The organism is Brevibacillus borstelensis, from assembly GCF_003710865.1.
Taxonomy (GTDB): Bacteria; Bacillota; Bacilli; order Brevibacillales; family Brevibacillaceae; genus Brevibacillus; species Brevibacillus borstelensis.
On sequence record NZ_RHHO01000001.1, the window covers coordinates 98,349 to 124,519 of the forward strand.

Sequence of the window (26,171 nt, forward strand, 5' to 3'; positions counted from 1 at the left end):
CGGGCTTGATACGGAATAGCAAAGGATGAACGAAATGGATCGATTGACGGCGGAAGCACGAATTCTTGAATTGCGGAAACAAATTGAGCATCACAACCGTCTGTATCATACAGAAGACCGCCCGGAAATTACCGACCAGGAATACGATAATCTGGTAAGGGAACTGCAAGGCTTGGAAGACCTTTTTCCCGACATGGTCACGCCCGATTCTCCGACGCAGCGGGTGGGCAGCGCACCGCTGGCCGCTTTTGAAAAAGTGGTTCACAAAACGCCGATGCTCAGCCTGGGCAATGCCTTTGGCGAGGAGGATTTGCGCGATTTCGACCGCCGTGTGCGCCAGGCGGTAGGCAATCAAAACGTCCGCTATGTCTGCGAATTAAAGATTGACGGCTTGGCGATTTCCTTGCACTATGAGGACGGAGTATTTGTCAAGGGAGCGACTCGCGGCGATGGGACGACAGGCGAGGATATTACGCAAAATCTGCGGACGATCCGTTCGATTCCGCTCCGGCTGACCCGCCCAGTGACTATCGAGGTGCGCGGTGAAGCGTTTATGCCGCGTGCAGCCTTTGAGAAGCTGAACAAGGAACGGGAGGAACGCGGAGAAGCCCTGTTTGCCAACCCGCGCAACTCCGCAGCCGGATCGCTTCGTCAGCTCGATCCGAGGATTGCGGCTTCCCGCCAGTTGGACACCTTCATCTATGCCATCGGCGATTTGCAGGGAGTCGATGTCGAGTCCCACAGCGAAGGGCTGGATCTGTTGGAGTCGCTCGGCTTCAAAGTAAATAAAGAACGGCGCACATTTGACAACATTGATGACGTGATTGATTTTGTGAACAGTTGGGTGGAAAAACGACCGCAGCTCGCATACGATATCGACGGTATGGTCATTAAAGTAGACAGCTACGTTCAGCAGCAGGAGCTTGGCTTTACGGCGAAAAGCCCGCGCTGGGCGGTGGCGTACAAATTCCCGGCAGAGGAAGCGATTACCGTATTGAAAGGGATCGAAGTATCTGTCGGACGCACTGGTACGGTTACTCCTACCGCGATTTTGGAGCCGGTCAGTCTGGCTGGCACCACGGTAAAGCGGGCCTCGCTGCACAACGAGGACATCATCCGGGAAAAGGGACTGTTGATCGGCGACCATGTCATGGTCAAAAAAGCAGGCGACATCATCCCGGAAATTATCGCTGTCCTGCCAGAGAGACGCGACGGAAGCGAGACGCCTTTTGCGATGCCCACGCACTGCCCTGAGTGCGGCAGCGAGCTGGTGCGCCTGGAAGAAGAGGTGGCGCTCCGCTGCATCAATCCGATGTGTCCGGCGCAAATCCGCGAAGGCATCATTCATTTTGTCTCCCGTCAGGCGATGAACATCGAGGGCTTGGGAGAAAAGGTCGTCGCTTCCCTTTTTGAAAAGGACATCATCCGCAGCGTAGCCGACCTGTACTATCTGCACCAGCAGCGCGACGTTTTGCTCGGGCTGGAGCGGATGGGGGAAAAGTCGGTTGACAACCTGCTTACCGCCATCGAGACCAGCAAGGAAAATTCCCTGGAGCGGCTGCTCTTCGGACTGGGCATTCGCCTCGTGGGTGCCAAGGCGGCGCGCGTACTTGCCGAGCACTTTGGCGAGATGGACGGCATCATGGCCGCAAACGAAGAAGATTTGACCGTGATTGATGAGATCGGACCGAAAATGGCGTCCAGCATCGTAGGCTACTTCCGCCAGCCGCAGGCCCAGGCGGTAATCGAGCGGCTGAAGGCTGCCGGTGTCAATATGAGCTACAAAGGCATTCGTGTCGAGGCTGGAGCGGATTTGCCGCTTTCCGGCAAGACTGTCGTATTGACTGGTACGCTTGCGACGATGACGCGGCAGGAAGCCGAAGAAGCGATTGCCCGTTTGGGCGGAAAGGTGACGGGCAGCGTGAGCAAGAAAACGGACCTGGTCATCGCCGGTGAAAAGGCAGGCTCCAAGCTGGAGAAAGCGGAAAAGCTGGGAGTGTCTGTCATGGATGAAGCAGGCTTTAGAGAATTGCTGGAGAGTCAAGGATAAGACCTGGCTAGTGGGAGAGAACGGGAAGGGGTGTAGTCGGCATGAAAGGCTTGCTGCGATGGGGAATGATCTTGATGGCAGGGGCACTTTTGGCAGGTTGCGGCGAAAGCGGGCGGAGCAAGCCGATACAGCCGCCCGTAACTGCCGCGGCTCTGCCCGGAGATTTGACCTATCAGGATGTTCTGCAAAAGGGCGAGGTCGTACACAACTTATCCATGACTCCGGATGCCCAGCACATCTGGGTAGGAACACATGCCGGACTTTATCATTCGGCAGGCGGAGGAGTCTGGGGACTATTGTCTCCCGAGCTTGAGCAGAAGGACGTGACAGGCTGGTTTGTCGATCCGAATAATCCCCAGCACATTTTTGCCGCTGGAAACAACGGTGTGCTGCGCTCGACTGACGGCGGGAAGAAGTGGGCCAAATTGGGGAAAGGCTTGCCTGAGCCTGCCGAAATCCGCAGCTTTGCAGGCATTCGGGAAGGCGATCAGATCCGCCTGTTCGCATTTGTAACGGGTGAGGGGATTTACCAGTCGTCGAACGGGGGCAACGAGTGGAGCCTATGGCTGCCGCTTGATCAGGAAGTGTATGCGATGGATTACGATCCGATGGAAAACCGCCTGTATGTGGCTGCCCAATTCAACCTTCTCTATCATGAAGATGGGCAGTGGAAAACAGAAGTCGTCCCGAATGCCCAGCAGGTATATTCGCTCACGGTGGACAGAACGAGCGGAATCCTCGCTGTCGCAACAGATCAGGGGATTATGGAAAAAATAGATGGCAGCTGGCAGCAGCTGGATGCCAAGTCTCCTGAGACGCTGATCGTGATCTCTCCCGGCGCCGGTGATTACAGGTGGGTCGGGATCGGTGAGTCGGCCTTTGTCTATACATTGTCGAACGGCAAATGGAAGAAATGGAATTGATAAAACATGAAGAGGCTTCGGCCTCTTTCGTTGTGTAAGGAGTTTGGATGGATGAAAGCAAAACGATGGATGTACATGTTGCCGCTGACGTTGATTTTGGCCATGACGGCTGCAGGCTGCTCGCTTCTGCCAGGAGGAAAAGGTCAAGAGGAATCGCAGCCCGCAAGCCCTTCGCTTTCCCCTGTTGTGGAAGTTTCGGAGGATTATTACGGCAGCATTCCGCCCTACCAACCAAACCAAACGCGCGGAATACTGGCCAGCACGATTTATCGGATCGACTTCAGCCACCTGGAGCTCGGACTGATGGAGATTGCGCGCGATACCTTCCCTACGTCCGATTATTTGTTCCAGGAAGGCCAGTTCATCACAAAAGATCAGGTAAGGGACTGGATCGCGCAAGAAAAGGCCGGGGGTCCCAACGGCAAGGGGAAAACCAGCAGCCTTGTTCACGTGCTTGAGCACGATTATCTGAGCAAGGACAAGCAGCAACTGGCCGGAATGGTACTCGGACTCTCCCTGTCCCCGGTTTACCAGGATGCGACGGGGCAGGAGAAAACCTATACGACGGACGAACTGCGGGCAAAGGGACAGCAGTTGGCGTCAAAAATCGTACAGAGTGTTCGAGCCAACTCTACAGAAGTCCCGATTGTAATCGCTTTGTTCCAGGTGCCAGAGCCAAATTCCACGCTGATTCCGGGCAAGTTCATCATGTCCGGTACGGTGAATGCAGGTGAGTCTTCAATCGGAAAATGGCAGCCCATTGACGAAGAATTCTACCTGTTCCCGAGCAGCGACGCCGAAAAAGCATATCCCCAGCAAGCCCTGCAGTACGACAAGCTGAAGCGTCAAACGCAGTCTTACTTCAAAGAGTATATCGGAATGACCGGAATCGGCCGTTTTATGGGCGGCAGACTCACCGAGTTGACGATTACGGCTACGGCTGAGTACGATTCCCGGACGCAAGTCCTGCAATTTACGCAATTTGCAGCTTCCGCAATTGAACAGACCTTTGACAAGAACGTCCACGTCAATCTGTATGTTCAGACGATTAATCAGCCGCTGGCCTTGTATGTTCGGCCAACCAGCGGGGAACCATACATGCATATTTACAGAAAATAACAAAGAGCAAAAACGCCCTTTCCTTTTCATTCGGAACGGAGAGGGCGTTTTTTCGCGTAGAATGACAGATGATATGAACACATTTGTTTATAAGTGTTCAGTGATTTGGACACGAATGTTCATAACCCGATACATAAGAAACCCTGTTGTTTTTCGAGAAAAATGCAAACACTAACACGGCGAAAAGAATCCAGCCAAATTGGTATGATCCTTGCATATAAATTTGGATGACAAGAATGGAAGAATGATAAGGAGGTTTTCCAGATGCAAGTCGAATTCAAAAATGAACCGTTTACCAATTTTAGCTTGCCGGAAAATAAAAAGGCATTTCAAGAGGCGCTCGCAAAGGTAGAGAGCGAGCTGGGCCGTGAATACGACATCATCATCGGCGGAGAGCGCATCAAAACCGAAAAGAAATCCCGCTCCATCAACCCTTCCAATAAAGAGCAAGTAATCGGCGTAGTATCCCAGGCTGACCAAGCCCTGGCTGAAAAAGCAATCCAGACTGCCGCTCAGACATTTGAAACCTGGAAGGCTGTACCGCCGCAAGCGCGTTCCCGCTATCTGTACAAAGCGGCTGCCATCCTTCGTCGCCGCAAGCATGAATTCTCTGCTTGGCTGGTAAAAGAGGCAGGCAAAAGCTGGGCGGAAGCAGATGCCGACACGGCTGAAGCAATCGACTTTATGGAGTACTACGGCCGTCAAATGGATAAGCTCGCCGAGCGCCATCCGCTGACCCGCATCCCGGATGAAGACAACGAGCTGTATTACGTACCGCTTGGCGTAGGGATTGTCATTCCGCCTTGGAACTTCCCGCTCGCGATCATGGTAGGGATGACGACTGCAGCTCTGGTAGCGGGAAATACTGTCGTGCTGAAGCCGGCGTCCACCACTCCGGTAATTGCTGCGAAATTCATGGAAATCCTGGAAGACGCAGGCGTACCTGCAGGGGTTGTCAACTTCGTACCAGGCTCCGGCGGCGAAATCGGCGACTATTTGGTTGAACATACGCAAACCCGCTTTATCAGCTTCACAGGCTCCCGTGACGTCGGTCTGCGCATCAATGAACTGGCTGCGAAACACCGTCCGGGTCAAAAATGGATGAAGCGTCTCGTAGCGGAAATGGGCGGAAAAGACTCCATCATCGTAGACAATGACTGCGATCTGGAAGCGGCTGCTCAAGCAATCGTTGCTTCCGCATTCGGTTTCTCCGGCCAAAAATGCTCTGCTTGCTCCCGTGCCATCGTTCACCAGGACGTGTACGACAAGGTCCTGAACCGGGTGGTTGAGCTGACCAAGCAGCTGACTGTCGGCGATGTGGTAAACCCTGATTTCTACACCGGTCCGGTTGTGGATGAAAAGGCGTACAACAAAATTCTCGAGTACATCGAGATCGGGAAAAAAGAAGGCAAGCTGATGGCAGGCGGAGAGAAAGGGCCAGAAAACGGCTACTATATCATGCCGACCGTATTTGCTGATGTAGAGCCGCAAGCCCGCATCATGCAAGAAGAGATCTTCGGACCAGTCGTGGCCTTCTGCAAAGCAAAAGACTTTGATCATGCGCTGGAAATCGGCAACAACACCGAATACGGCCTGACCGGCTCCGTGTTCAGCCGCAACCGTGCACATCTGGAGAAGGCACGCAGCGAATTCCACGTAGGGAACCTGTACTTCAACCGCAAATGTACAGGCGCACTGGTGGGCGTGCATCCGTTCGGCGGTTTCAACATGTCCGGTACGGATTCCAAAGCTGGCGGCCCGGATTACCTGCTGCTGTTCACGCAAGCAAAGCTTGTTTCCGAAAAACTGTAGTTCGTTCTGCTTTACAAAAAGCTGCCTGTTTTACGGGCAGCTTTTTTATGTTGCGCCTGTGACCCAATCGCGATTTGCATCGCTATTTCATCCCGTTTTTGTTCACACTAAGCAAAAATGGTCTAGGTGGGTGAAAGGCATGCTATCTTATTTGGTCCCGGGGGTAGCGGTGTTTTTTCTGGTTTGGCTGCTGATGCCTGCAGCCAGAGCCATAGCATGGAAGACAAAGCTGCTCGATATTCCCCAGGGACGGAAAGGTCATACCCGGCCAATGCCGTTGTCCGGGGGACTGGCGATGTTCGTCGGAGTCGCAGTGGTGACCATTTTTTTTGCAGGACTGCAAAAATTGGTGGCAGTTTTGATCATTGGCAGCTTGCTCCTGATGGCGGTCGGCTGGGCCGATGACGCGTATAAGGCGCGTAGAAAGGAATTCCCTGCTCTGCCCAAGCTGTTGGTACAGGTATTGGTAGGTTTGCTGGCTTTCGTCTGCGATATCCGTTTTCGCGGCATATCCTTTCCGTGGCTGGGCGGTGACACGGGTGACTATTATCTGTTTCCCGTCTGGCTCTCCTGTCTGGCAACAGTGATCTGGATTACGGGCTTGATCAACATGGTCAACTTCCTGGATGGCGTTGACGGTCTGGCTTCCGGAGCGACGGTCTTTTCCGCGATCACGCTGTTTTTTCTCGCATATGTTAAAGGACAGGGCCTTACAGCTTTGATTGCCGTCGTTCTGGCAGGTGCCGCGCTTGCCTTTTTGCGATTCAACTTTTTTCCTGCACAAATGTTCATGGGGGATATGGGCTCGATGTTTCTCGGATATGCCCTGGCTCTGATTTCTCTGGAGGGTGCGATGAAGGGAGCGACTCTGATCACACTGGTCGTGACGGTCCTCGCATTGGGACTGCCGGTCGTTGATACCGTCCAAGTGATGATCAGCCGAGCATTGGCAGGGTCGCCGATGTACCAGGCCGACCGTAGGCATGTGCACCATCGTTTGATGTCGCTTGGCTTGTCCGCCAAACAAACGGTTGTCGTCCTGTATGTGGTGAGCTTTATCTTTTCTGCGCTTTCGCTGCTGTTGTTCTTCTGGATTATTCCGTAGGAGCAGAGTAAAAACAAAATTGGTTGCGTCCGGCTTCCTTGGCTCGGTAAAGGGCTTTGTCTGCGTGGCGGAGGAGCTGGGAGGAATCTGGGCCGTCATTTGGAAAAAGGGCAATGCCGATGCTCATCGTCAAGTGAAAACGATGCTGCTGAATCAGAAAAGGCTTTTTCAACGCCTCCAGTACGCGGCTGGCCACTTTGGCTGCCTCCTCGGCCGTATCCAAAGAGGTGAGCAAAAGGACGAATTCATCCCCGCCCAGCCTGGCAACAGTATCCACATCCCGTACACACGAGGTGAGCCGTTTGGCGAGTACGCGAAGAAACTCATCTCCCACGTCATGTCCCCAGGTATCGTTGATTTCTTTAAAGTAGTCGCAGTCCAGGTAGAGGACGGCGAGCTGATTGCCTTTTCGGGTCGCCTGAGACATCGCCTGCTGCATCCGATCCAGCAAAAGGCGGCGATTGGGAAGGCCAGTCAAAACATCATGGTACGCCATGAATTCAAGCTGGGTCTCCAACTGCTTGCGCTCTGTAATATCCCGGGTCACAGCAAACACATGGGTACAGACACCCTCACTGTTATAGATCGGGGTGAGAACGGACTCGCCAATGATTTCGTCGTAAGTCGTATAATGTGTCGGTTTGCCGCTTGCCACTGCCTCCCGATACATGCTGTTCAAATTGGCTGCTTTTTCGTCGGAATACACTTCTTCGATCAGCCTGCCGTAGGCTTCTTCTGTCAGCCGGGCGGCCTGCATGGCAGGAGGGTTCATCAGGACGTAGCGAAAACGGGTTCCCTCTTCTACCGACATAAGAAAAACCATATCGGACATATATTGAAAAAAGCAGGATAATACATCGCCGTATTGATGGATGAGGTTCTCAATATCGCGCTTTGTCATGATTGTCTCTCCTGTAAGTCATGCTGTATTTCCATCTTAGTATAGCAAATGAAGGACAAGAAAATGATGAGGCCATAGTCGGAGTGGGCTTTACTGGCGGTACCCCGAGATGGTACAGTATGGATAGATTTTGAACGGAAAGAACAAGGGGATGCTTATGAACAAGAAAATCCTTCCCGGACTCATTCATCGGCTGCCGCAGAACGTCATGTCGCGGACCATGGGCAAAATTACCGCTTCGCGTTTCAGCCGGTTGGCGATCCGCCACTATATACGACATTACAATATCGACCCCTCGATCGTTGAAAAGCCGATACGTGAATACAGATCGTTAAAAGAATTTTTTGCGCGCAGGCTGAAGCCCGGAGTCCGGACGATTGCTCCTGGCGACGACGTAGTAGCCAGTCCCGTCGACGGTACGGTTTCACAGATGGGAGATATTCACGAAGGTACCTTGATCCAGGCAAAAGGAAAACAGTACAGTCTGGCTGATCTGCTCGGAGATACGACGGAAGCGGCCCAGCGCTTTTACGGCGGAAAGTTTATTACCATTTATTTAAGCCCGCGCGATTACCATCGGATTCACATGCCGGTGGAAGGAGACCTCATCCGTTACACGTACGTGCCGGGCCGACTCTACCCGGTCAATCAGCTCGGCATTGAGCACGTCGACAAGCTGTTCGCCCGCAATGAGCGCCTCGTCACTCACGTCCAAACAAGCGAGCTGGGGCGAGTAGCCGTCGTCAAGGTCGGCGCCCTTTTTGTCGGCAGCGTCAAGGTCATGTACAACAAAGCGACGACCAACGTCAAACGCGGCTGCAAAACCAGCGAGGACATCCCCGGAACCCCACACTACCAAAAGGGAGACGAGCTCGGCTGGTTTGAATTCGGCTCCACCGTCATCCTGCTGTTTGAATCCAGACAACTGGAATGGGCCGACGACGTAAAGATCGGCAGCCCGGTTCTCATGGGCCAAAAGCTGGCACAACTGAAACCAAGCGAATAACCAGGCGTAAACGTTAACCGACAACCAGAGGGCCCAAGCAAGCAATTTGCGTTTGCAAAGGCCTTTTTGGTTCCACAAAATATGCAATGCAAAGCGCATGCCAATGATGGCATGCGCGCTTCTATGACTAAAACGTCCCTATTTACTTTTTGACCGACTCTGCATACTTTTTGAAATTGTCTAAAATCGCTTGCCAGCCGGCTTGCTGCATCTCGATTGTGTGGGTTTCTTCCGCATCGAACGATTCGATGATTAGCGTGTCGTTACCTTGGCGAACAAAAGAGATCTGCACTTTTCTGCCGTCGGGCATCGTATAGGCTATACGCTCGTTTACGCTCACTTCGTCGTATACCCCGCTGAAATCAAATCCAACACTGCCGTCTTTCGCTTCCATTCTCGAAACAAACTTGCCGCCGGCCTTTAGATCATTCTCGGCATATGGCGTGTGCCAGTCATCCGAAGCCGAATTCCATTGCGTGATATGCTTCGGGTCTGTCCAATACTCCCACACCAATTCCACGGGGGAATGAACGACCGCTTCTACTGTTATCGTTGCCGGATTCACATTTGCCATGAAAAAAGCCTCCTTTATATGGAAAGTGTAATAATGCCTTCCGTAATAGATGAAGAACAATCTGCCTACACCTATCATAACCGAAAGCCGCAAACGAGATTTCTTTTCGATTGCTATTCTGAAAATCAGCCCGTAAGAAGGCAGGGACACTGAACGATCCGCAGGCAGCTTTGCTTGGGTTGTCTGAATGAATATCAGCGTACTGCGAGGCGGCAAACGGTTTGGGCAAACGGGTTTGTAAGCAAACTGTTTTCCTTTACATTCCGCACGAGCCTCAACTATCCTGCTGTCACGTGTCAAAAATTTTAATATCTTCGGCTACTGGCCAGGCCGGTGATCCTTAACAAGGAGTATCGGCACGCAAATCATAATGTAACGTTGTTCGACTTCTAAAGGCTTTAGAGATTGTATCCGCTTTGAATATGCTTTCTTTCATAGAGATCGAATGAAACCAATCAGCTGTAGAGATGAAACAGGGAGAAAACAGCGAAGGTCTTTGGGACACTCCCCAGGCGTAATGGAAAAAGCGGAACACGCTTTCAGCGTCCAACTCTGAGACGCCTCCGGAAACGGCTGCTTTTGGACGCGGTTCCGCTTTTGGAATGAAGCCGGCCAGTCCAGCTCCCAGCAGTGTCCCACCGAACCTTGAGCGTTTTCTCCCTGTTTCATCTCCTGCACTATAGCTCGACCAACGTCACAACCGAAGCCCGATAACATCACGCAAAGAACCGGTCTACGCAAAACGTAAAACCCGACCAGCGTTATACGAAAAGCCCGACCCACATATCACCAAAGGAAGAAATCCCCCCGAAAATTGACTGCACCCGCTCTTTTCAAGTAAGATCAAAATTATGTGATAGATTCGGAGGTGGAACCATGAGTGCGATCAGCCGCAAGGAAGTAGAGCACGTAGCCAATCTCGCCCGCCTGAACCTTACAGAAGAAGAAGCGGAGCGGTATACCAAGGATTTGAACTCGATTCTGCAATTCGCAGCCAAGCTGAATGAGCTGGACACGTCAAACGTCGTCCCGACCAGTCATGCAACAGACGTGAAAAACGTCATGCGCGAAGATGTCAATCGTCCAAGCATTTCCAATGAAGAAGCGTTGAAAAACGCCCCAGAGCATGAGGAAGGCCAGTTTAAAGTACCGGCTGTGTTTGAATAGACGAAACGGTTATCACCTGAAGGGAGGACACCCACGTGTCGCTGTTTGACAAGCGATTGTCGGAAATACATAGCGCACTGCGCTCAAAGGAGCTGTCCGTTGCTGAACTGGTGCAAGCGTCCATCGCCAGCATCAAGGAGCACGACGGCGAAATCAAATCGGTCCTGCATGTGGACGAGGAAGGCGCTCTTTCCCAAGCAAAGGCATTGGACGAGCGTCTGGCAGGATCAGGCGAAGAGATGGGGCTGCTGTACGGTTTGCCTGTCGGTTTGAAAGACAACATCGTAACCCGCGGTCTGCGTACGACCTGCGCCAGCAAATTTTTGAGCAATTACGATCCGATCTACGATGCGACCGTCTCCAAGAAGCTGAAGGACGCCGATGCGCTGATCGTCGCCAAGCTGAACATGGACGAGTTTGCCATGGGCGGTTCCAATGAAAACTCCGGGTTTTACCCGACCAAAAACCCGTGGAATACCGAATACGTGCCAGGCGGCTCCAGCGGCGGCTCTGCAGCTGCGATGGCTTCCCGCCACTTCTTCTTTACGCTCGGCTCCGACACGGGCGGCTCGATCCGCCAGCCGGCAGCTTTTTGCGGAGTCGTTGGATTGAAGCCGACATACGGCCGCGTCTCCCGTTTTGGTCTGGTGGCGTTTGCCTCGTCGCTTGACCAGATCGGTCCGATCACGAAAAACGTGGAGGATTCCGCTTACGTATTGCAGGCGATTGCCGGACACGACGAGTACGACTCCACGTCCGCCAAGGTAGACGTTCCCGACTACCTGTCTGCTTTGACCGGCGATGTCAAAGGGCTGCGGATCGGCGTTCCGAAAGAGCTGATCGGCGAAGGAATCGACAGCGAGGTGCGCGATGCCGTGCTGGCCGCTTTGAAGCAGCTGGAGAGCATGGGCGCCACCTGGAGCGAGGTGTCGATGCCGCATACGGAATACGCGGTACCGGCTTACTACCTGCTCTCGTCCTCGGAGGCATCCTCCAACCTGGCCCGTTTTGACGGGGTGCGCTACGGCGTACGTGCGGACAACGCCGAGAACCTGATTGAAATGTACAAGGAATCCCGCAGCCAAGGCTTCGGACCGGAAGTAAAACGCCGCATCATGCTCGGCACGTACGCGCTGTCGTCCGGCTACTACGATGCGTACTACAAAAAGGCACAGCAGGTACGTACGCTGATCATCCAGGATTTCAACGATGTCTTTGCCCATTACGACGTCATTTTGCATCCGACCACGCCGACCACGGCTTTCAAGATCGGCCAAAACGTCGACGATCCGGTGAAGATGTACCTGGAGGATATTTGCACCGTTCCGGTCAACCTGGCGGGCTTGCCAGCCATCAGCGTTCCGTGCGGATTTGCGCAAAACGGAATGCCGATCGGCATGCAGATCGTCGGGAAGGCGTTTGACGAATCCACGGTATTGCGCGTCGCTCATGCCTATGAGCAAACGGCTGGATTTTACCAGCGCAAGCCGGAATGGGTGAGGGGGTAAGAGTCATGAGCCAGTTTGAAACCGTCATCGGCCTTGAGGTTCACGCCGAGCTTTCGACGAATAGCAAAATCTTTTGCGGCTGCCCGACCGAGTTCGGCGCGCCGCCAAATACACATGTATGCCCGATCTGCCTCGGACATCCGGGCGTTTTGCCTGTGACCAACAGGCAGGCGGTGGAGTTCGCGATGAAGGCGGCGCTTGCGCTCAACTGCGAAATCTCCAGAGAGACAAAATTTGACCGAAAAAACTACTTTTATCCAGACTCGCCAAAAGCGTACCAGATCTCGCAGTACGACCAGCCGATCGGCTATAACGGCTGGATTGATATTGAGGTCAACGGGGTGACAAAGCGGATCGGCATTACCCGCCTCCATCTTGAGGAAGATGCGGGCAAGCTGACGCACAGCGATTTCGGCGGCGAATCCCTGGTCGATTTCAACCGTGTGGGCGTGCCGCTGATCGAGATCGTTTCCGAGCCGGACCTCCGCTCGCCTGAAGAGGCTCGCGCGTACCTGGAAAAGCTGAAAGCGATCATCCAGTACACCGAGGTATCCGATGTCCGAATGGAGCAAGGCTCGCTGCGCTGCGATGCCAACGTATCGATCCGTCCGGCAGGCCAAGCGGAGTTCGGTACCAAAACCGAGCTGAAGAACATGAACTCGTTCCGCAACGTACAGGTGGCATTGGAATATGAAGTCGAGCGGCAAAAAGAGGTGGTGACCTCCGGCGGAAAAATCGTGCAGGAGACACGCCGCTGGGACGAGGCCAACAAAAAAACGATAAGCATGCGGTCCAAGGAAGAAGCGCACGACTACCGCTATTTTCCGGACCCGGATCTGGTGCGGATGCAAATCTCCGAGGAGTGGATCGAGGCGGTCCGGGCTACGATTCCCGAGCTTCCTGACGCCCGCCAGGCCCGCTATGTCAACGAGTACGGCTTGCCGCAAAGCGATGCCGGCGTGATTACGATGTCCAAGGATACGGCCGACTTCTTCGACGAAACCGTCAAGACAGGGGCTGATCCTAAAGCGGCAGCCAACTGGCTGATGGTCGAGCTGCTCGGTTATTTGAATGCTGGCAACCTGACGTTGGCTGATGTAAAAATCACGCCGCACGGCTTGGGCGAAATGATCAAGCTGATCGAAAACGGCACGATCTCCTCCAAGATTGCCAAAACCGTTTTCAAGGAAATGGTCGAGACAGGCAAAGAGCCAAAGCAAATCGTCGAGGAAAAGGGGCTCGTCCAGATCAGCGACGAGGGCGCTCTGCTCGCCATCGTACAAGAAGTGGTGAACAACAACCCGCAAGCCGTGGCCGACTACAAGGCAGGAAACGACAAAGCAGTCGCTTTCTTCGTCGGACAGGTGATGAAGCAAACCCGCGGAAAAGCCAACCCGCCCATGGTGAACAAGCTGCTTGTAGAAGCACTGAAAAATATGTAGCAGAAGCAAAAAATCGCAACACGAAAGCCCGCTTTGCCAAAGATACGGCAATGCGGGCCTTCTTTCATTTGGGCCAACGGCCAAAGCTTTTGACTTGCGGCTAAAGCCTTTAACTTACGGCTAAATCCTTTAACTTGCAGCTAGAGCCTTTAACTTGCGGCTAGAGCCATTTCGTATTTGATCTGCTGTGCAAATTTTTTTGCATATGCGTATGACTTGCTGCGTGGCTATCTGGCGTTCGCCTTACACCGAAAGCTTCTCTTGCATTTGCTCTAGCACAGCGACAGCCTGTTCCTCCAGCTTTTTGATCCTATCCAGCACCTGTACGGCTTCCCGGGACTCATCGGGATCATTGGGGTTGCCTCCGGTTGGAAACGGGAACCTATGGGCAAGAGTGGCGTATTCATCCGCGATTTGGGTGTAAAGCTCACCGGCGTCCTTTACTAGCGGGCGAATCTTGTCAAACTGGGCGTCGGTCCAGGTTTCCGCGATTTCCTTCCAGAAAAGCGAAGCGTGACGGCGAGCGTCTCCGACCACAGCGGTCGTGTAGGCGTTGCCGTTTGGCTCGATGCCTTTTTGCAGGTACGCTTCCCGCCAAGCATCGTAGGCGGCCAATCCGTGAGCGCAGGCAGGCCCGCTCGTCTCTTGACGATAGTGATGCAGGATCGTTCTGAGTGCGTTTGCCAGCATCGTCTTTTGGTCGATGTCCAGCTGCTTGTCGATGGCCAGCACAAACAGTTCTTCAACCAGACCGCGTCCGAGATGGTCGTAGGCAATGGGCTTATCATGCCCGCAGTTGTCTCCCGCCTGAAATTGGCGGGTCTCGGTGTCATAGCCGTAGATCAGGCCGAATTCGGGTATGAACAAATCCCAGGAAAGCACGGCATGTCCCCGGTCGATGGCGTCGTGGATGAGCGAAAGAGCTTCAGGCAATACCTCGGGAAGCCTTCTTTTTTCACGCGCCGCCGCCGTCAACAAGGATGGGTCCGCCTGATTGGCATTAGGACCGGGGGCCATTTGCGTATGCTGTTGAACGACTTTTACCTCAAAGCCGAGATTCCGCATTCCTTCCGACAGCACATTGTCAAAGTCGAACATGGTTGGTCCGGCAATGTGAATCTCGCCGGGAACGACATTGATCCGAAAAGCGTGCCCGGTAAGTCCCATCACCATGGGCAGGGAAAAGCGTTTTTCCGTGTATTCCGTCAGTCCATACATCGCTGCTGCAGCAGTCGTCCATACGCGCTGCGAGAATGCTTCGGGCTTTTTCAACGTGACCTTATTCATGAGTCCCTCATCCTTTCGATTGAGTATGTATTGGTCAACAGCGAGACGAATTTTTTCCCGCAAGAGCTTTTTCCGTGAGCGGGACAGAATCTGGTAGACATTGGCCTGCGACATGCCAAATACTCCGGCAATCTCCTGTGGGGAGAGATGGTCGAAGAAATGGGACTCGAAGATTCGCCGCTCCTTTGGATTCAAGCACCGGAGCATGTGCATGATCGTCTCCAGCAGCTCCCGACGCATCAAGGTCTCCTCTGGAGCAGCCGTTTGCTCGCGGAGCGACTGGGCATGCTGCCGGCCCAACCGGTAAAGGATGCTGTCGAGGCTTTGCCAGTCCGTTTCTCCCTCCTCCTCAGCAGGTGAATGCCAGGAAGAAAATACCTGCTCCTTGGCTTGAGGCGCCGCCTTCAGACGGGTGTATGCCTGATTGCGGACGATCCGGTGCAGCCAGGGCAAAAACCGGCGGCTGTCGACCAGTGTGCCGAGATGGAGGAACGCCCGGATGAGCGCATCCTGGACGATGTCCTCCGCCAAAAACGGCTCCTTTGTAAACGAGCGGGCATACCCGTACACCTTGGCCCGGTGCCTTCTGACAAGCTCACCGAAGGCTTCCCTGTCCCCATTGCGGGCTTTTTCGACCAAAGCCGAATCTTCCTGTTCCTCCCGCGCTTCAATCATTTCGGATTGGAAAAGCTCCTTTTGCAAAACAAACACCTCGCAAGTAAGTTGACCTACGACATAGACTCCTCGAAAGAAGAGTTTCTGACAAAATGACTGCGTTCTATCAAAAATAATGAACAAAATCGTGCGTGTTTTGTCATTTACAGAAACTTTCAGTTCTGACATGATTGTATAGGAATTCATCACAGGATGAAACAGGGAGGTATGGCTCGATGAGTCATGGTCCAATCAAGCTTGTTTCGCTCAATGTAGGAAAGCCGGAGCGCTTTTTTTACCAAGGCAAAGAGGTTTTGACGGGAATGTTTAAACAGCCGGCAGCGGAGACACTCTTCCTCTCGGCTGTAAACCTGACGGGAGACGGACAGGCTGATCTCGTCCACCACGGCGGACCGGAAAAGGCGGTCTGTGTATACGCTCATGAGCATTATGCGTACTGGGAGGAACGCTTGAACCGCAAGCTGCCATACGCCGCTTTCGGAGAAAATTTGACGGTTGCAGGCATGCTGGAAACGAACGTGTGCATCGGAGATACCTACCAGCTTGGCGAAGCGATTGTGCAAGTAACCCAGCCGCGACAGCCCTGTCACAAGCTGGCAAAGCGCTACGATTTGCCACAGCTGGCCTTGTGGGTCCAGGAGACGGGATATACCGGCTTTTATTTTCGTGTACTGCAAGAAGGAAACGTATCTCCGGCCAGCGAGATCACGTTGATCGAACGCCATCCGGCGGGCATCACCGTGGCGGAGGCAAACCATATCATGCATCGGGACAAGAATAACCGGGAAGCGGCCGAACGAATCCTGGCAGTGGCGGAGCTGTCCGAAAACTGGCGCAAGACCTTTCAAAAGCGCCTGAACGGCGACGAAACAGACCCGGCCAAGAGACTGTACGGGTGAGATTGTTTCGTTTGTAAGAATGGAAGTGCTCCCCTATAATGGAAAGTAGATTGCGTGGAGGAGGTTTCTAAAGCATGAAAATCCTGTCTGTGGCGGGAGAAAGCGTGCCGCCGAGCAAGGGCGGATCGCCTGCCGATACCTTTGAGCGTTCGATGGCCAGCTATGAAAAAGTCGGCCAGCAAAAAAGCATAACAGTCACGTATGTGCGTTATTTTGAAAAAGTGTTGGCGGAAAAAGGCATCTACGACCAGGAAGCCGAAGGGGTGCCGGTCAACCGACTGGTGGCCATCCTCTATCTGGAGCACCACGGCGAGGCCAGGGAAAACCGCCATTACATCAATGATACAGAAGCGTTTTTGAAGCTGTTCTCCGGCTTCTCGCTAAGCAAATGGAAGGAGAAATACCCGGTTCTCTCCCTCGCTTAGGGAGGAGAAATGAAAGTGTTTGCAAGATTCTGATTTTGTTTGGATATGGGTAGACTATAAGAGCAGGATCTCCTCTTTCGGGAGCGAGATCTTTCTTTTTGAACCTTGACCAAAAAGGGCGGGAGGAATACAGGTGATCGAAGTAGACCGGGTAAGCAAGCGGTTTGGACACCTGACAGCGGTCGATGACGTCTCCTTTTTCGTGGAAAAGGGAGAAGTGTACGGGCTGCTCGGAGAAAACGGAGCGGGCAAAACGACGACGATGAGGATGATGGCTACCATCCTCCGACCGACGTCAGGTGATATCCGGATTCGCGGTTACTCAGTTCTGAGCGAGCCGGTGGAGGTACGCCGCCGCATCGGGATATTGTTTGGCGGAGATGTGGGCCTTTACAGCAGGCTTACGGCTCGGGAAAACATTGCTTATTTTGGCAAGCTGTACGGCTTGGCCGACGATGCCCTCGAAAAGCGGGTCGAACAGCTGGGCGAAATGCTGCATATGAGCGAGTTTATGGATCGCCGGGTGGGCGGCTTTTCACGCGGGATGAGGCAAAAGGTAGCCATTGCCCGCACGCTGGTGCACGATCCGGATGTCATTTTGCTGGATGAGCCGACGACCGGCCTTGATGTGACTGCCGCCAACATGTTTCGCCGGATGGTGGCCCATTTGCAGGAGGAGGGCAAGACCATTCTGTTTTCCAGTCACAACATGGGGGAAATCGAGAGGCTGTGCAATCGGATCGCCATTATGCACAAGGGCAGGCTGAGCTATGCGGGGACGATTGACGCCCTCCGTGACCAGGTGAAGATGAATGATCTGGACGATATCTTCATGACCATGGTAGAAGGAGGGGGGCGGTAGTGGGAACGAACATCGTCTGGACCGTTTTCCGCAAAGAGCTGACCGATCTTCTTCGCGACCGCAAAACCTTGATTGGCACATTTGTCATACCCATGGTAGTTATTCCTTTTGTCTTTTTTTTATTGGGCACGTCTTACAACAACGTTGAAAAGGAAGCACGCTCCTACGTACCGATTTCGATCAGCGGTCAGTCTGTGCTTGTCGACTACCTGAAACAGACTCCTGGTGTGAAACTGTTGAACTCGCCGAATCCGGAAGCGGACTTGCAGCAGGGCAAGCTGCGGGCCATCATCTCCATCCCGGACGGCTTCGATCAGCAGGTAAAAGCGGGGAAGCCCGTAAAGCTGGCGGTCGCTTACGATTCCACCAACCAAAAATCAGTGTACGCCCGTTCCATCATTGAAGAAGCGGTAAAAAAATACAGCTCCGAGATTGTGGCCAAGCGGTTGCGTCAGGCGGGCTTGTCCGAGCAGGCGATCAAGCCGATCGAGACCGTATATGACAATACGGCGTCCAAGGACCGTCAGGCGGGCGGCATGCTGGCCGGGATCATCCCCTTGATGCTGGTGCTGTCGCTGGCCTCTGGCGGAATCGCTGCTGCTACAGACCTGGTGGCGGGAGAAAAGGAACGCGGGACACTCGAGGCGCTGTTGACTGCTCCCATCGCGGCGAATCAACTGCTGACAGCGAAGCTTCTCGCGGTCATGGTCATGAGCTGTATCAGCGCGACAGCATCGCTGCTTTCCCTCTCGTTTGTGTTTCGGATGGGCCCGCTGACCAAAGCGGAAGCGGCGTTTTCCTTCAGCTTTTTGGAGCCTGGCTCGCTCGTGGTTTTGGCGGGAACCATTCTCTTGCTGGCGGCGATGTTTGCCGGTCTGGAGCTGACTTTGAGCACGATAGCCAAATCGTTTAAAGAAGGACAGACCTATATGACTGGTGTGGTCGTTCTGGCCATGATCCCCTCCTACATGATGATGCCGCTCAATCCCGTGGACATCCCCGAGTGGTATTACGTACTTCCCGTTTTCAGCGGTGTTGCGTTGTGCAAAGAGGTCTTTTACGGAGCGATTGACCCTTGGCACGTGATCGTCGGATTAGGGACCTCGCTGTTGTATGTGGCTGGCATTCTGGCCTTGTCCGCCCGCCTCTTCCGCCGGGAGGGTGCAGTGATTAAAGGATAGGCAGGCTGTTCGGCCTACGCCGCTATGCAGTGCCCCAGCGTAGGCCGGGAGAGGTGAAACGCTCAGAAAGGCCAAATGACGGGCGACATCGCTCGGATATTTTTCACAAGCTGGATCAATACGCAGAAAGCTGGTGACAGAAAATGAACGCGCTCTATGCAGGAGTGCTCTACGTATTTGCGTCCGCAGCAGGATTTGGCGTCATGTCCATCTTTGCGATCTACGCCTACGAGGCAGGGGCGTCGGTGTCTACCCTGTTGTTCCTGCGCTTTTTGCTGGCGGCGCTGCTGTTTTTTGTCTGGATGGCGGTAAAGCGGGAGCCGCTCAGGATTAGCAGGCAGCAGGGATTGGCCCTGTTTTGCCTGGGAGGAGTCTTGTACACGCTGCAGTCACTGAGTTTTTTCTCGTCAGTGCAGTACATTCCGGCCTCTATGGCGGCCCTGCTTTTGTACACCTTTCCCGTCTATGTGGCGGTCTTGAACTATTTCGTCAATAAAGAAGCGCTGCGAAAGCAGACGATCGGTGCCATGGCTTTATCGCTTGCGGGACTTGTTCTGGTTCTCGGCCTTTCATTTGACGGCATTCAGCCGCTCGGAGTCGGACTGGCTCTGGCTGCGGCAGTACTGTACTCCGTCTACTTCATCGTCGGCAACCGCGTCGTGACAGGTCTTTCTCCATATGTAACGAGCGCCTATGTGTCGTTGTTTGCGGCCATCTCTACCTTTGGGCTGGCGCTCAAGGACGGGGAGCCGGCATTGGATTTCAGCGGTCAGGGGTGGCTCGCATTGGGGGGCATCGTTCTCTTTTCCACGATCCTCGCGATGGGCTGCCTGTTTCGCGGAATTCAGCTCATCGGCTCTACGCGGGCGTCCGTGCTCAGCACGCTTGAGCCCGTGGTGACAATCGGTTTTTCGGCACTGCTGTTCGGGGAGAGACTGGGGTGGCTGCAGATGCTGGGCGGGTTTGCGGTTCTCCTCGGAGCCGTTCTGATCGTGCGCAGCCAAAACAGGCAGGCAGGCCAGCAGACGGAGGAAGCAGATGCAAAACAGATTACGTGATTGGCTGGGGGATATTGGTTAGCTGGAGAAAAGGCCTTGTACGAATTTTGTTTAACAGATTTCCCCTGCTCCCTAGGAGTGGTATGGTCCGTTTATCGGTGTTTGCGAGGGGCTAGAGGTGGGCCAGAGGCAGTTTAAAGGTGTTTGCCGGGGCTAGGGGCTGGCCAGTTCGGTTTATCGGTGTTTGCCGAGGCTAGTGACGGGCCAGTTCGGTCTATCGGCGTTTGCCGGGGTTAGGGGCTGGCCGGGGCATTCAGTGTATCGGCATCTACCGGGGCTTGGGACGGGTCGGCGAATAGCCGTGCTGCTCCCGGTATGCTTTTCGCTCCCCGGTAAAATCCCACCACTGTTTATCGCTTCCCGGATTTTCCGCATGGTGGATGACACAGCGGAGCTGGTCCTCGACGCACGGATCGATCTGGCAGCCGTATTTGCCCTCCAAGGCGTCGATGAGGTCGGCGCCTTTTAGACCGTGCAGTTCGCTTAGGCTGTAGTAGCCGAGCAGCACCAAATCCTCGGCCAGTTTCGGGCCAATGGAGGGAACGGACTGGAAGGCGGCGAGAGCGATCAGCTCCCTTGCTCGTTCAAAAGAAGTGCCGAGCTGAGCCGACAAGTGTTCGGGATGCTGTGAACCGACCTCTGTCAGCAGCAGCTTGGCGCGGCGCAGTTGGGTTCGTTCTGCCTCGGTCAGCGGCAATTTTGGCGTTTTTGTTTTTGCTTGTGAACGGATCGGCATGGGAGAACTCTCCTTTTTTTCTATTCATCATTTATTGTTCATTATTCATTGTTAAGTGCCAAGTATCGCGGGCCAAACAAAGACGGAGGCAAGAAAGAAGACAGTCGTAAAGGGAAGGACTAGCTTCCTATGTATGCAAAGGACGCCGGGAGAACAGAAGCCCTCGAAGCGTCCTTTTTTCGTTCCCGGGAACAGTTACGTACGGGAACGGATCAGCCAAGCCGCGCCAATCACACCGGCGTCATTGCCCAAGGTCGCGGGAAGAATCTCCGTCGCCTCCACGACATATGGGAACGGCACAAAGCGGCAGAACGACTCGCGAACGCGGGCAAAGAGAAAGTCGCCCGCAGCCGCAACCCCTCCGCCAATAATCAGCTTGGCCGGGTTCAGCAGAATCGCCAAATGGGACAATGCCAGCCCGAGATAAAGTCCCGCCCGGTCAACGATGGCAAGCGCCCCTTTGTCTCCTGCCCTGGCGGCATCCAGAACATCTTTAGCCTTGACCTCTCCGTTGCGGGAAAGCAGCTCGGCCAGATAAGGGCTTGTTCCGTTTTCAGCCGCTTCTCGTCCAGCGCGTATGAAAGCAGTAGCTGACGTGTAGGTCTCCAGACAGCCCGTTTTTCCGCAGTTGCAGAGCGGACCGCCCTCCGGTGCCATCGAGATGTGGCCGATCTCTCCGGCAATGCCGTTGATGCCTTCGACGATCTGGCCATTGCAAATGACGCCGCCGCCCACACCTGTTCCAAGCGTAATCATCACCAGGTCTTGAGCGCCTTGGCCGGAGCCTTGCCACATTTCGCCCAAAGTAGCGGTGTTGGCATCGTTCTCTACAGCTACCAGCAGTCCTGTACAGGCGGCCAATTTGTCGCGCAGTCGAACAGGGCTGCGCCAGTTCAGGTTGACCGCTTCCCGGACGATTCCGTTTTTTCCGTCTACAGTGCCAGGCACCCCGACGCCAATTCCTGCCACGTGCTCTCTATGCAAACCTTGACCTTGCAGCAAATGATCCATCATATCGGCTACTTTTTGGACGATTCCGTCTTCGCCTTCTGCTACCGGCGTAGGCTCCTGTGTTTTGACCAGCATAATCCCGTCCATGTTCAGCAAAGCCATTTTGATTGCAGTGCCACCGATGTCGACGCCTACGATGACCGTATTCACATCAAGCTCCTCCATTCATACCCGAAGGTTATCTTTTCCTATCTTATCATGCCGTCAGCAGCATAGCGATTCCCAAAAATGGCTATACAGGATATGATGAGTAGAGAGAATACCAAGAGCGTGACAGGAAGAAGGGAATGCGTTGAAACGAGCCAGATTGATATACAATCCCAGCTCCGGGCGGGAAATCATTCGCCGCCGTCTTCCGGAGATACTGGATCTGCTGGAATCGGCTGGATATGAGACGTCGTGCCACGCGACAAAAGGAGAAGGCGATGCCACCGAGGAAGCTGCTCGTGCCGTTTCCCGCGGTTTTGACGTCATCATCGCTGCAGGCGGAGACGGTACCATTTACGAGGTCGTCAACGGCATGGCCGAGAAAAAGACTCGCCCTGCCCTCGGGATCATCCCGTGCGGCACCAGCAACGATCTCGCCCGAGCCCTCGGCATCCCCCGCTCTGTTGGCAGAGCATGCCGCATCATCGCTTCTGGAAAAAAGAAAAAAGTCGACATCGGACGGATCAATAACCGTTATTTTATCAATATTGCCGGCGGGGGATCATTGACCAACCTGACGTATGAAGTGCCGAGCAAGCTGAAAACCGTCATGGGCCAGCTCGCCTATTACGTCAAAGGGCTGGAAAAACTGCCTTTTCTGCACCCGATTCACGTGCGGCTGGAGACGAAAAATGAAGTCCTCATCGACGAAGAGATCATGGTCTTTTTGATCGCCAACAGCCATTCGTTCGGCGGCTTCGACCGCCTGGCGCCAAACGCCAATCTCAGCGACGGCAAGCTCGACCTCATCGTCGTGAAGAAAACGAACATCGCCGAGTTTATCCGTCTGGCGACGCAGGCTATGCGAGGGGAACACCTGAAAGACCCGTCCATCCTGTATTTTCAGACCGACTACCTGAAAGCGACCACGCCGGGAGGACAAACGGTGCAGCTCAACATGGACGGCGAGCTCGGAGGACAGCTTCCTTGCGAGATCAAGGCGCTGCCGGGGCATTTGGAGTTGTTTGTGCCGTAGCGGAAATGTCAGGGAAGAAGAGAATATGAACAGTGAACAAGGAAAAGTGAATAGTGAACAGAGAAAAATGAACAGTGAACTAGCAATAATGAAGCAGTAACAGGCATGTGGGTCAAACGTGCAAAAATGACGGGGCGTCATGCAGCGAAATGGCGCCGCTTCCGTTTTCTAAAAGGAGAAAAGATTTGTGGCTAAGACAGCAAAGGATCAGCGTGGAAAACAGGCGGCAGCCAAGGCGAAACAGCCGAAGCAGCCAAGGCAAATAGAGCAGGGGAGACTAAAGCAGCCGAAACAGCAAAGCGATGCGAAGCAGCAAAACCAGAGGAACCAGCACAATCCTGCAGAGCAACGAAATCAGGCAAAACAGCCAGCGCGGCCAAAGCACCCCAAGCAGCTAGCGGGATTGCCCGTGCAATTGGGGCAAATCGTAGACGTGGACATTACCGGATTGAGCCACGAAGGAGCCGGTGTCGGACGGGTGGAAGGGTACACCTTGTTTGTGCCGGGAGCACTGGCGGGAGAACGGGTTCGCGTCCAGGTCAATCACGTCAAAAAGAATTTCGGTTTTGCCGAGCTGCTGGAAGTGGTGGAGAAGAGTCCGAGCCGGGCTCTCCCGCCCTGTCCGGTGTACGACCGCTGCGGCGGATGTTCGCTGCAGCATCTCGCCTACGAGGAGCAGCTCGTCCATAAGCAGCAGATCGTCAAGGACAACCTGCGCCGCATCGGCGGCTTCTCCGTAGAAGGGGAGGGTGCTGTGACGGTTCATCCGACACTGGGTATGAGCGATCCGTGGAGATACCGCAACAAGGCACAGGTCCCGATCGGCGAGCAGAACGGGGCTTTGGTCGGCGGCTTTTACGCAGAGCGCTCCCATGAGATCATCGATATGGACGAGTGCATGATCCAGCATCCCGCCAACGACGAAGCGGTAGCGGCCGTCAAGAAGCTCGCAGCAAGGCTGCAGATCAAGCCATACGACGAAGTGAACCATACCGGACTTTTGCGTCACGTGGTCGTCAAGGTCGGCGCTCGCACAGGCGAGGTCATGGTCGTCCTGGTGACGACGGAGGAATTTATCCCGCAAAAGGAAAAGCTGGTCGCGTCCATCCGTGAGCAGCTTTCCGATGTGAAAAGCATCGTGCAAAACATCAACCCGGCCAGGACCAATGTCATTTTCGGGGACAAGACGGTTACGCTGTGGGGAAGCGACGTCATCTACGACTATATCGGACCGATCAAGTTCGCTATCTCTGCCCGCTCGTTTTATCAGGTGAATTCGGTGCAGACCGAGGTTTTGTACAACAAGACGCTGGAGTATGCCGGGGCTACGGGAACAGAGACCGTGATCGACGCCTACTGCGGGATCGGGACGATATCGCTCTTTCTGGCGCAGAAGTCCCGCCATGTGTACGGGGTGGAGATCGTGCCAGAGGCGATTGCCGACGCGAATCGCAATGCCGAGCTGAACGGGATTGAAAATGTGACGTTTGAGACCGGACCAGCCGAGGCTGTCATCCCGGCCTGGAAGGAGCAGGGCATCCGCCCGGATGTGATCGTGGTCGACCCGCCGCGCAAGGGCTGTGACGAGGCGCTGCTGACGACGATCCTGGAGATGAAGCCGGAGCGTGTAGTGTATGTCTCCTGCAATCCGTCGACGCTGGCGAGGGATTTGAAGGTGCTGGCGGAGTTGTATGAGGTGAAGGAAGTGCAGCCGGTGGATATGTTCCCGCATACGGGGCATGTGGAGTGTTGCTCGCTGTTAGTGCGGAGGGATATTGCTGTAAACTAAAAAATATATATTCCCCACTATAAAAAAGAGGCATTATGGGCTGAGCAGAACAGGAGGTAAACGATGACAAGAGATCGTTTAGCAGAAGCCATTCGCCTGCGGGAAGAAGGGCGGGCCAAGCAAGACCAGGTGATTCTGCAGGAAGCCAGAACACTTCTTTTAGAGTTGGCGGCAGCATACCCCGATGACGCGGAGATACTCTTTCAGACCGGAGTGGCGCATGACAACTCCGGGTTGGGGGCACAGGCCGTTCCGTACTATATACGTGCCCTTGAATTGGGACTCTCGGGACCGGACCTGGAGAGATGCTTGCTCGGTCTGGGCAGCACCTGCCGCTATTTGGGAAACTACGAGCAAGCGGAGGAGGTACTGCGACGAGGTGTGAAAGAGTTTCCGCATAACCGGGCGATCCAGGTTTTGTACGCGATGGTTCTGTACAATACGGAACGTTACAAGGAAGCAATGGAAATCGTTTTGACTAATTTGCTGGAGACCACAAATGATGAGAAACTTCAGTATTTCAAACGAGGACTATTATACTACTCAACGCATCTTGACGAAAGATCATCATGAATGAGCAACCAAGTTTAAACGTACTGTTAAGTTTGACGAGATACATTTCTAAACTCCACCATACGTATACATAACGCAGCCAATTCGGCTGTGTTTTTTTTCGCAGTTCGTGGAGTTGATGAAGGGGCAGATCGGATGCTTCGTTCCACACGTAGTTTGCCTGGCAGGACGAGCAAGACAACGAAATTGTCGATGAAATTGCTGGGTGCAACAATACGAGACGATCCAGAAGTCAGAATTACTCATTTACATACATTCTGTATGTATGTATAATGAGCTTACCATACCGAGAGGGGTTTTATCATGAAAGTATCCAGCTTTTATCCCGTCGTTCTAACAGAGCAAGTTGCAACCACGGCCGCATTTTACATAGAACACTTTGGATTTGAGAAGGTCTTCGAGGCGGATTGGTATGTAAGCTTGAAAATGTCCGGCAATGACATCCCATTCGAGTTGGCAATTCTCGACGCAGCTCATCCGACCATTCCCGACGAGTATAGAAAGAAAGTAAAAGGGTTAATCCTTAACTTTGAAGTTGACGACGTTGATGCCGAATACGAACGTCTGATACGGGGAGCCAAGCTTCCCCTCGAGCTTGAGATCCGAAGCGAGGATTTTGGACAGCGGCATTTCATTACTTCCGACCCCAACGGAGTCTTGATCGATGTCATAACCGTCATTCCTCCGACAGGTGATTTCAACAGCCAATATGTCGAAGAAATCTGGAAATAAGGGGCCGCCAACATTGGGAGTGAGCAGGGAATGTTCACTGAAGGTTACTTCCTGATGCCTGTCGCCAATTTCGTGGAACCATATGGGGTGAGCATTTCCAGATTTCAATGGACGCCTTGTATGAAATTACAAAACGCCATACCGCGGAATATG

At 53.8% G+C, this 26,171-nt stretch carries 23 protein-coding genes; 18 read left to right on the forward strand and 5 right to left on the reverse strand.

Annotation, left to right across the window (positions count from 1 at the left end):
- Positions 1-34 precede the first annotated feature (34 nt).
- The 5 genes from ligA to EDM54_RS00515 all read left to right on the forward strand — a co-directional run bounded on the left by ligA (position 35) and on the right by EDM54_RS00515 (position 7,009).
- Positions 35-2,050: an NAD-dependent DNA ligase LigA gene (ligA, locus tag EDM54_RS00495; protein ID WP_122957583.1), complete on the forward strand. Its 2,016-nt coding sequence runs from the start codon at positions 35-37 to the stop codon at positions 2,048-2,050.
- Between the two features lie 41 nt (positions 2,051-2,091).
- Complete coding sequence (locus tag EDM54_RS00500; protein WP_003389401.1) at positions 2,092-2,973, forward strand: hypothetical protein; 882 nt, start codon at positions 2,092-2,094, stop codon at positions 2,971-2,973.
- Between the two features lie 51 nt (positions 2,974-3,024).
- The gene (locus tag EDM54_RS00505; RefSeq protein ID WP_003389400.1) at positions 3,025-4,092 is read left to right on the forward strand and encodes a CamS family sex pheromone protein; all 1,068 of its coding nucleotides are present in this window, start codon (positions 3,025-3,027) and stop codon (positions 4,090-4,092) included.
- A 264-nt stretch (positions 4,093-4,356) separates the two neighbouring features.
- Positions 4,357-5,904 carry an L-glutamate gamma-semialdehyde dehydrogenase gene (gene pruA, locus EDM54_RS00510; protein WP_003389399.1) on the forward strand — a complete coding sequence of 516 codons (1,548 nt, stop codon included), beginning with the start codon at positions 4,357-4,359 and terminating at the stop codon, positions 5,902-5,904.
- A gap of 139 nt (positions 5,905-6,043) precedes the next feature.
- The gene (locus EDM54_RS00515; RefSeq protein ID WP_003389398.1) at positions 6,044-7,009 is read left to right on the forward strand and encodes an MraY family glycosyltransferase; all 966 of its coding nucleotides are present in this window, start codon (positions 6,044-6,046) and stop codon (positions 7,007-7,009) included.
- On the opposite strand, the gene EDM54_RS00520 is transcribed toward EDM54_RS00515, so the two are convergent.
- Positions 6,999-7,910 (reverse strand): diguanylate cyclase domain-containing protein, encoded by a 912-nt coding sequence (locus EDM54_RS00520; RefSeq protein ID WP_003389397.1) that lies wholly within the window; start codon positions 7,908-7,910, stop codon positions 6,999-7,001. The two genes, EDM54_RS00515 and EDM54_RS00520, sit on opposite strands and share 11 nt — an antisense overlap.
- Before the next feature lie 157 nt (positions 7,911-8,067).
- Here EDM54_RS00520 and asd point away from each other — a divergent pair, with 157 nt between their 5' ends.
- Entirely contained in the window at positions 8,068-8,916 is an 849-nt protein-coding gene (gene asd, locus EDM54_RS00525) for an archaetidylserine decarboxylase (protein ID WP_122957584.1), read from the forward strand.
- A 142-nt stretch (positions 8,917-9,058) separates the two neighbouring features.
- Here asd and EDM54_RS00530 read toward each other — a convergent pair whose 3' ends face one another.
- Positions 9,059-9,490: an SRPBCC family protein gene (locus EDM54_RS00530; protein ID WP_122957585.1), complete on the reverse strand. Its 432-nt coding sequence runs from the start codon at positions 9,488-9,490 to the stop codon at positions 9,059-9,061.
- Between the two features lie 876 nt (positions 9,491-10,366).
- Here EDM54_RS00530 and gatC point away from each other — a divergent pair.
- Genes gatC through gatB form a run of 3 tightly spaced genes read left to right on the forward strand, consistent with a single transcriptional unit; the run spans position 10,367 to position 13,607 of the window.
- Entirely contained in the window at positions 10,367-10,657 is a 291-nt protein-coding gene (gene gatC, locus EDM54_RS00535) for an Asp-tRNA(Asn)/Glu-tRNA(Gln) amidotransferase subunit GatC (protein ID WP_003389393.1), read from the forward strand.
- Positions 10,658-10,692: 35 nt separating this feature from the next.
- A complete protein-coding gene (gene gatA, locus EDM54_RS00540) occupies positions 10,693-12,165 on the forward strand; it encodes an Asp-tRNA(Asn)/Glu-tRNA(Gln) amidotransferase subunit GatA (protein ID WP_024983566.1) in 1,473 nt (490 codons plus the stop codon).
- Between the two features lie 5 nt (positions 12,166-12,170).
- On the forward strand, positions 12,171-13,607 hold the full coding sequence (gene gatB, locus EDM54_RS00545; RefSeq protein WP_003389391.1) for an Asp-tRNA(Asn)/Glu-tRNA(Gln) amidotransferase subunit GatB: 1,437 nt from the start codon (positions 12,171-12,173) through the stop codon (positions 13,605-13,607).
- Positions 13,608-13,850: 243 nt separating this feature from the next.
- Here the strand turns inward: gatB and EDM54_RS00550 are convergent, their stop codons facing one another.
- Entirely contained in the window at positions 13,851-15,596 is a 1,746-nt protein-coding gene (locus EDM54_RS00550) for an RNA polymerase sigma factor (protein WP_371862592.1), read from the reverse strand.
- 188 nt (positions 15,597-15,784) lie between these two features.
- Between EDM54_RS00550 and EDM54_RS00555 the strand changes: the two genes are divergently transcribed.
- The 5 genes from EDM54_RS00555 to EDM54_RS00575 all read left to right on the forward strand — a co-directional run bounded on the left by EDM54_RS00555 (position 15,785) and on the right by EDM54_RS00575 (position 19,994).
- Positions 15,785-16,468 (forward strand): MOSC domain-containing protein, encoded by a 684-nt coding sequence (locus EDM54_RS00555; RefSeq protein WP_003389388.1) that lies wholly within the window; start codon positions 15,785-15,787, stop codon positions 16,466-16,468.
- A gap of 74 nt (positions 16,469-16,542) precedes the next feature.
- Positions 16,543-16,893 (forward strand): hypothetical protein, encoded by a 351-nt coding sequence (locus tag EDM54_RS00560; RefSeq protein ID WP_122957586.1) that lies wholly within the window; start codon positions 16,543-16,545, stop codon positions 16,891-16,893.
- Between the two features lie 133 nt (positions 16,894-17,026).
- The gene (locus EDM54_RS00565) at positions 17,027-17,755 is read left to right on the forward strand and encodes an ABC transporter ATP-binding protein (RefSeq protein WP_003389384.1); all 729 of its coding nucleotides are present in this window, start codon (positions 17,027-17,029) and stop codon (positions 17,753-17,755) included.
- On the forward strand, positions 17,755-18,936 hold the full coding sequence (locus EDM54_RS00570; RefSeq protein ID WP_003389382.1) for an ABC transporter permease: 1,182 nt from the start codon (positions 17,755-17,757) through the stop codon (positions 18,934-18,936). The genes EDM54_RS00565 and EDM54_RS00570 overlap by 1 nt, the downstream gene beginning before the upstream one ends.
- Before the next feature lie 143 nt (positions 18,937-19,079).
- Positions 19,080-19,994, forward strand: a complete 915-nt coding sequence (locus EDM54_RS00575) for a DMT family transporter (protein ID WP_024983569.1) — start codon at positions 19,080-19,082, stop codon at positions 19,992-19,994.
- Positions 19,995-20,262: 268 nt separating this feature from the next.
- Here the strand turns inward: EDM54_RS00575 and EDM54_RS00580 are convergent, their stop codons facing one another.
- Positions 20,263-20,730 carry a helix-hairpin-helix domain-containing protein gene (locus tag EDM54_RS00580; protein WP_122957587.1) on the reverse strand — a complete coding sequence of 156 codons (468 nt, stop codon included), beginning with the start codon at positions 20,728-20,730 and terminating at the stop codon, positions 20,263-20,265.
- 195 nt (positions 20,731-20,925) lie between these two features.
- Positions 20,926-21,906: an ROK family glucokinase gene (locus EDM54_RS00585; protein ID WP_003389378.1), complete on the reverse strand. Its 981-nt coding sequence runs from the start codon at positions 21,904-21,906 to the stop codon at positions 20,926-20,928.
- Positions 21,907-22,033: 127 nt separating this feature from the next.
- Here EDM54_RS00585 and EDM54_RS00590 point away from each other — a divergent pair, with 127 nt between their 5' ends.
- From EDM54_RS00590 to EDM54_RS00605, 4 genes are all read left to right on the forward strand, one after another.
- Positions 22,034-22,924 carry a diacylglycerol kinase gene (locus tag EDM54_RS00590; RefSeq protein WP_003389377.1) on the forward strand — a complete coding sequence of 297 codons (891 nt, stop codon included), beginning with the start codon at positions 22,034-22,036 and terminating at the stop codon, positions 22,922-22,924.
- A 403-nt stretch (positions 22,925-23,327) separates the two neighbouring features.
- Positions 23,328-24,713: a 23S rRNA (uracil(1939)-C(5))-methyltransferase RlmD gene (gene rlmD, locus EDM54_RS00595; RefSeq protein ID WP_122957621.1), complete on the forward strand. Its 1,386-nt coding sequence runs from the start codon at positions 23,328-23,330 to the stop codon at positions 24,711-24,713.
- Positions 24,714-24,776: 63 nt separating this feature from the next.
- Positions 24,777-25,286: a tetratricopeptide repeat protein gene (locus EDM54_RS00600; RefSeq protein ID WP_003389375.1), complete on the forward strand. Its 510-nt coding sequence runs from the start codon at positions 24,777-24,779 to the stop codon at positions 25,284-25,286.
- Positions 25,287-25,589: 303 nt separating this feature from the next.
- Positions 25,590-26,018, forward strand: coding sequence for a VOC family protein (locus EDM54_RS00605; RefSeq protein ID WP_003389374.1), 429 nt, complete (start codon positions 25,590-25,592; stop codon positions 26,016-26,018).
- The last annotated feature ends 153 nt before the right edge of the window (positions 26,019-26,171 follow it).

What these genes read in the sequence shown, in the direction of transcription:
- gatB (WP_003389391.1), top strand. Translation starts at nt 12,171, where the DNA reads ATGAGCCAGTTTGAAACCGTCATCGGCCTTGAGGTTCACGCCGAGCTT.
- EDM54_RS00500 (WP_003389401.1), top strand. Translation starts at nt 2,092, where the DNA reads ATGAAAGGCTTGCTGCGATGGGGAATGATCTTGATGGCAGGGGCACTT.
- EDM54_RS00580 (WP_122957587.1), bottom strand. Translation starts at nt 20,730, where the DNA reads ATGCCGATCCGTTCACAAGCAAAAACAAAAACGCCAAAATTGCCGCTG.
- pruA (WP_003389399.1), top strand. Translation starts at nt 4,357, where the DNA reads ATGCAAGTCGAATTCAAAAATGAACCGTTTACCAATTTTAGCTTGCCG.
- gatC (WP_003389393.1), top strand. Translation starts at nt 10,367, where the DNA reads ATGAGTGCGATCAGCCGCAAGGAAGTAGAGCACGTAGCCAATCTCGCC.
- EDM54_RS00575 (WP_024983569.1), top strand. Translation starts at nt 19,080, where the DNA reads ATGAACGCGCTCTATGCAGGAGTGCTCTACGTATTTGCGTCCGCAGCA.
- EDM54_RS00560 (WP_122957586.1), top strand. Translation starts at nt 16,543, where the DNA reads ATGAAAATCCTGTCTGTGGCGGGAGAAAGCGTGCCGCCGAGCAAGGGC.
- ligA (WP_122957583.1), top strand. Translation starts at nt 35, where the DNA reads ATGGATCGATTGACGGCGGAAGCACGAATTCTTGAATTGCGGAAACAA.
- EDM54_RS00505 (WP_003389400.1), top strand. Translation starts at nt 3,025, where the DNA reads ATGAAAGCAAAACGATGGATGTACATGTTGCCGCTGACGTTGATTTTG.
- EDM54_RS00600 (WP_003389375.1), top strand. Translation starts at nt 24,777, where the DNA reads ATGACAAGAGATCGTTTAGCAGAAGCCATTCGCCTGCGGGAAGAAGGG.
- EDM54_RS00585 (WP_003389378.1), bottom strand. Translation starts at nt 21,906, where the DNA reads ATGGAGGAGCTTGATGTGAATACGGTCATCGTAGGCGTCGACATCGGT.
- EDM54_RS00605 (WP_003389374.1), top strand. Translation starts at nt 25,590, where the DNA reads ATGAAAGTATCCAGCTTTTATCCCGTCGTTCTAACAGAGCAAGTTGCA.
- EDM54_RS00555 (WP_003389388.1), top strand. Translation starts at nt 15,785, where the DNA reads ATGAGTCATGGTCCAATCAAGCTTGTTTCGCTCAATGTAGGAAAGCCG.
- asd (WP_122957584.1), top strand. Translation starts at nt 8,068, where the DNA reads ATGAACAAGAAAATCCTTCCCGGACTCATTCATCGGCTGCCGCAGAAC.
- EDM54_RS00520 (WP_003389397.1), bottom strand. Translation starts at nt 7,910, where the DNA reads ATGACAAAGCGCGATATTGAGAACCTCATCCATCAATACGGCGATGTA.
- EDM54_RS00515 (WP_003389398.1), top strand. Translation starts at nt 6,044, where the DNA reads ATGCTATCTTATTTGGTCCCGGGGGTAGCGGTGTTTTTTCTGGTTTGG.
- EDM54_RS00530 (WP_122957585.1), bottom strand. Translation starts at nt 9,490, where the DNA reads ATGGCAAATGTGAATCCGGCAACGATAACAGTAGAAGCGGTCGTTCAT.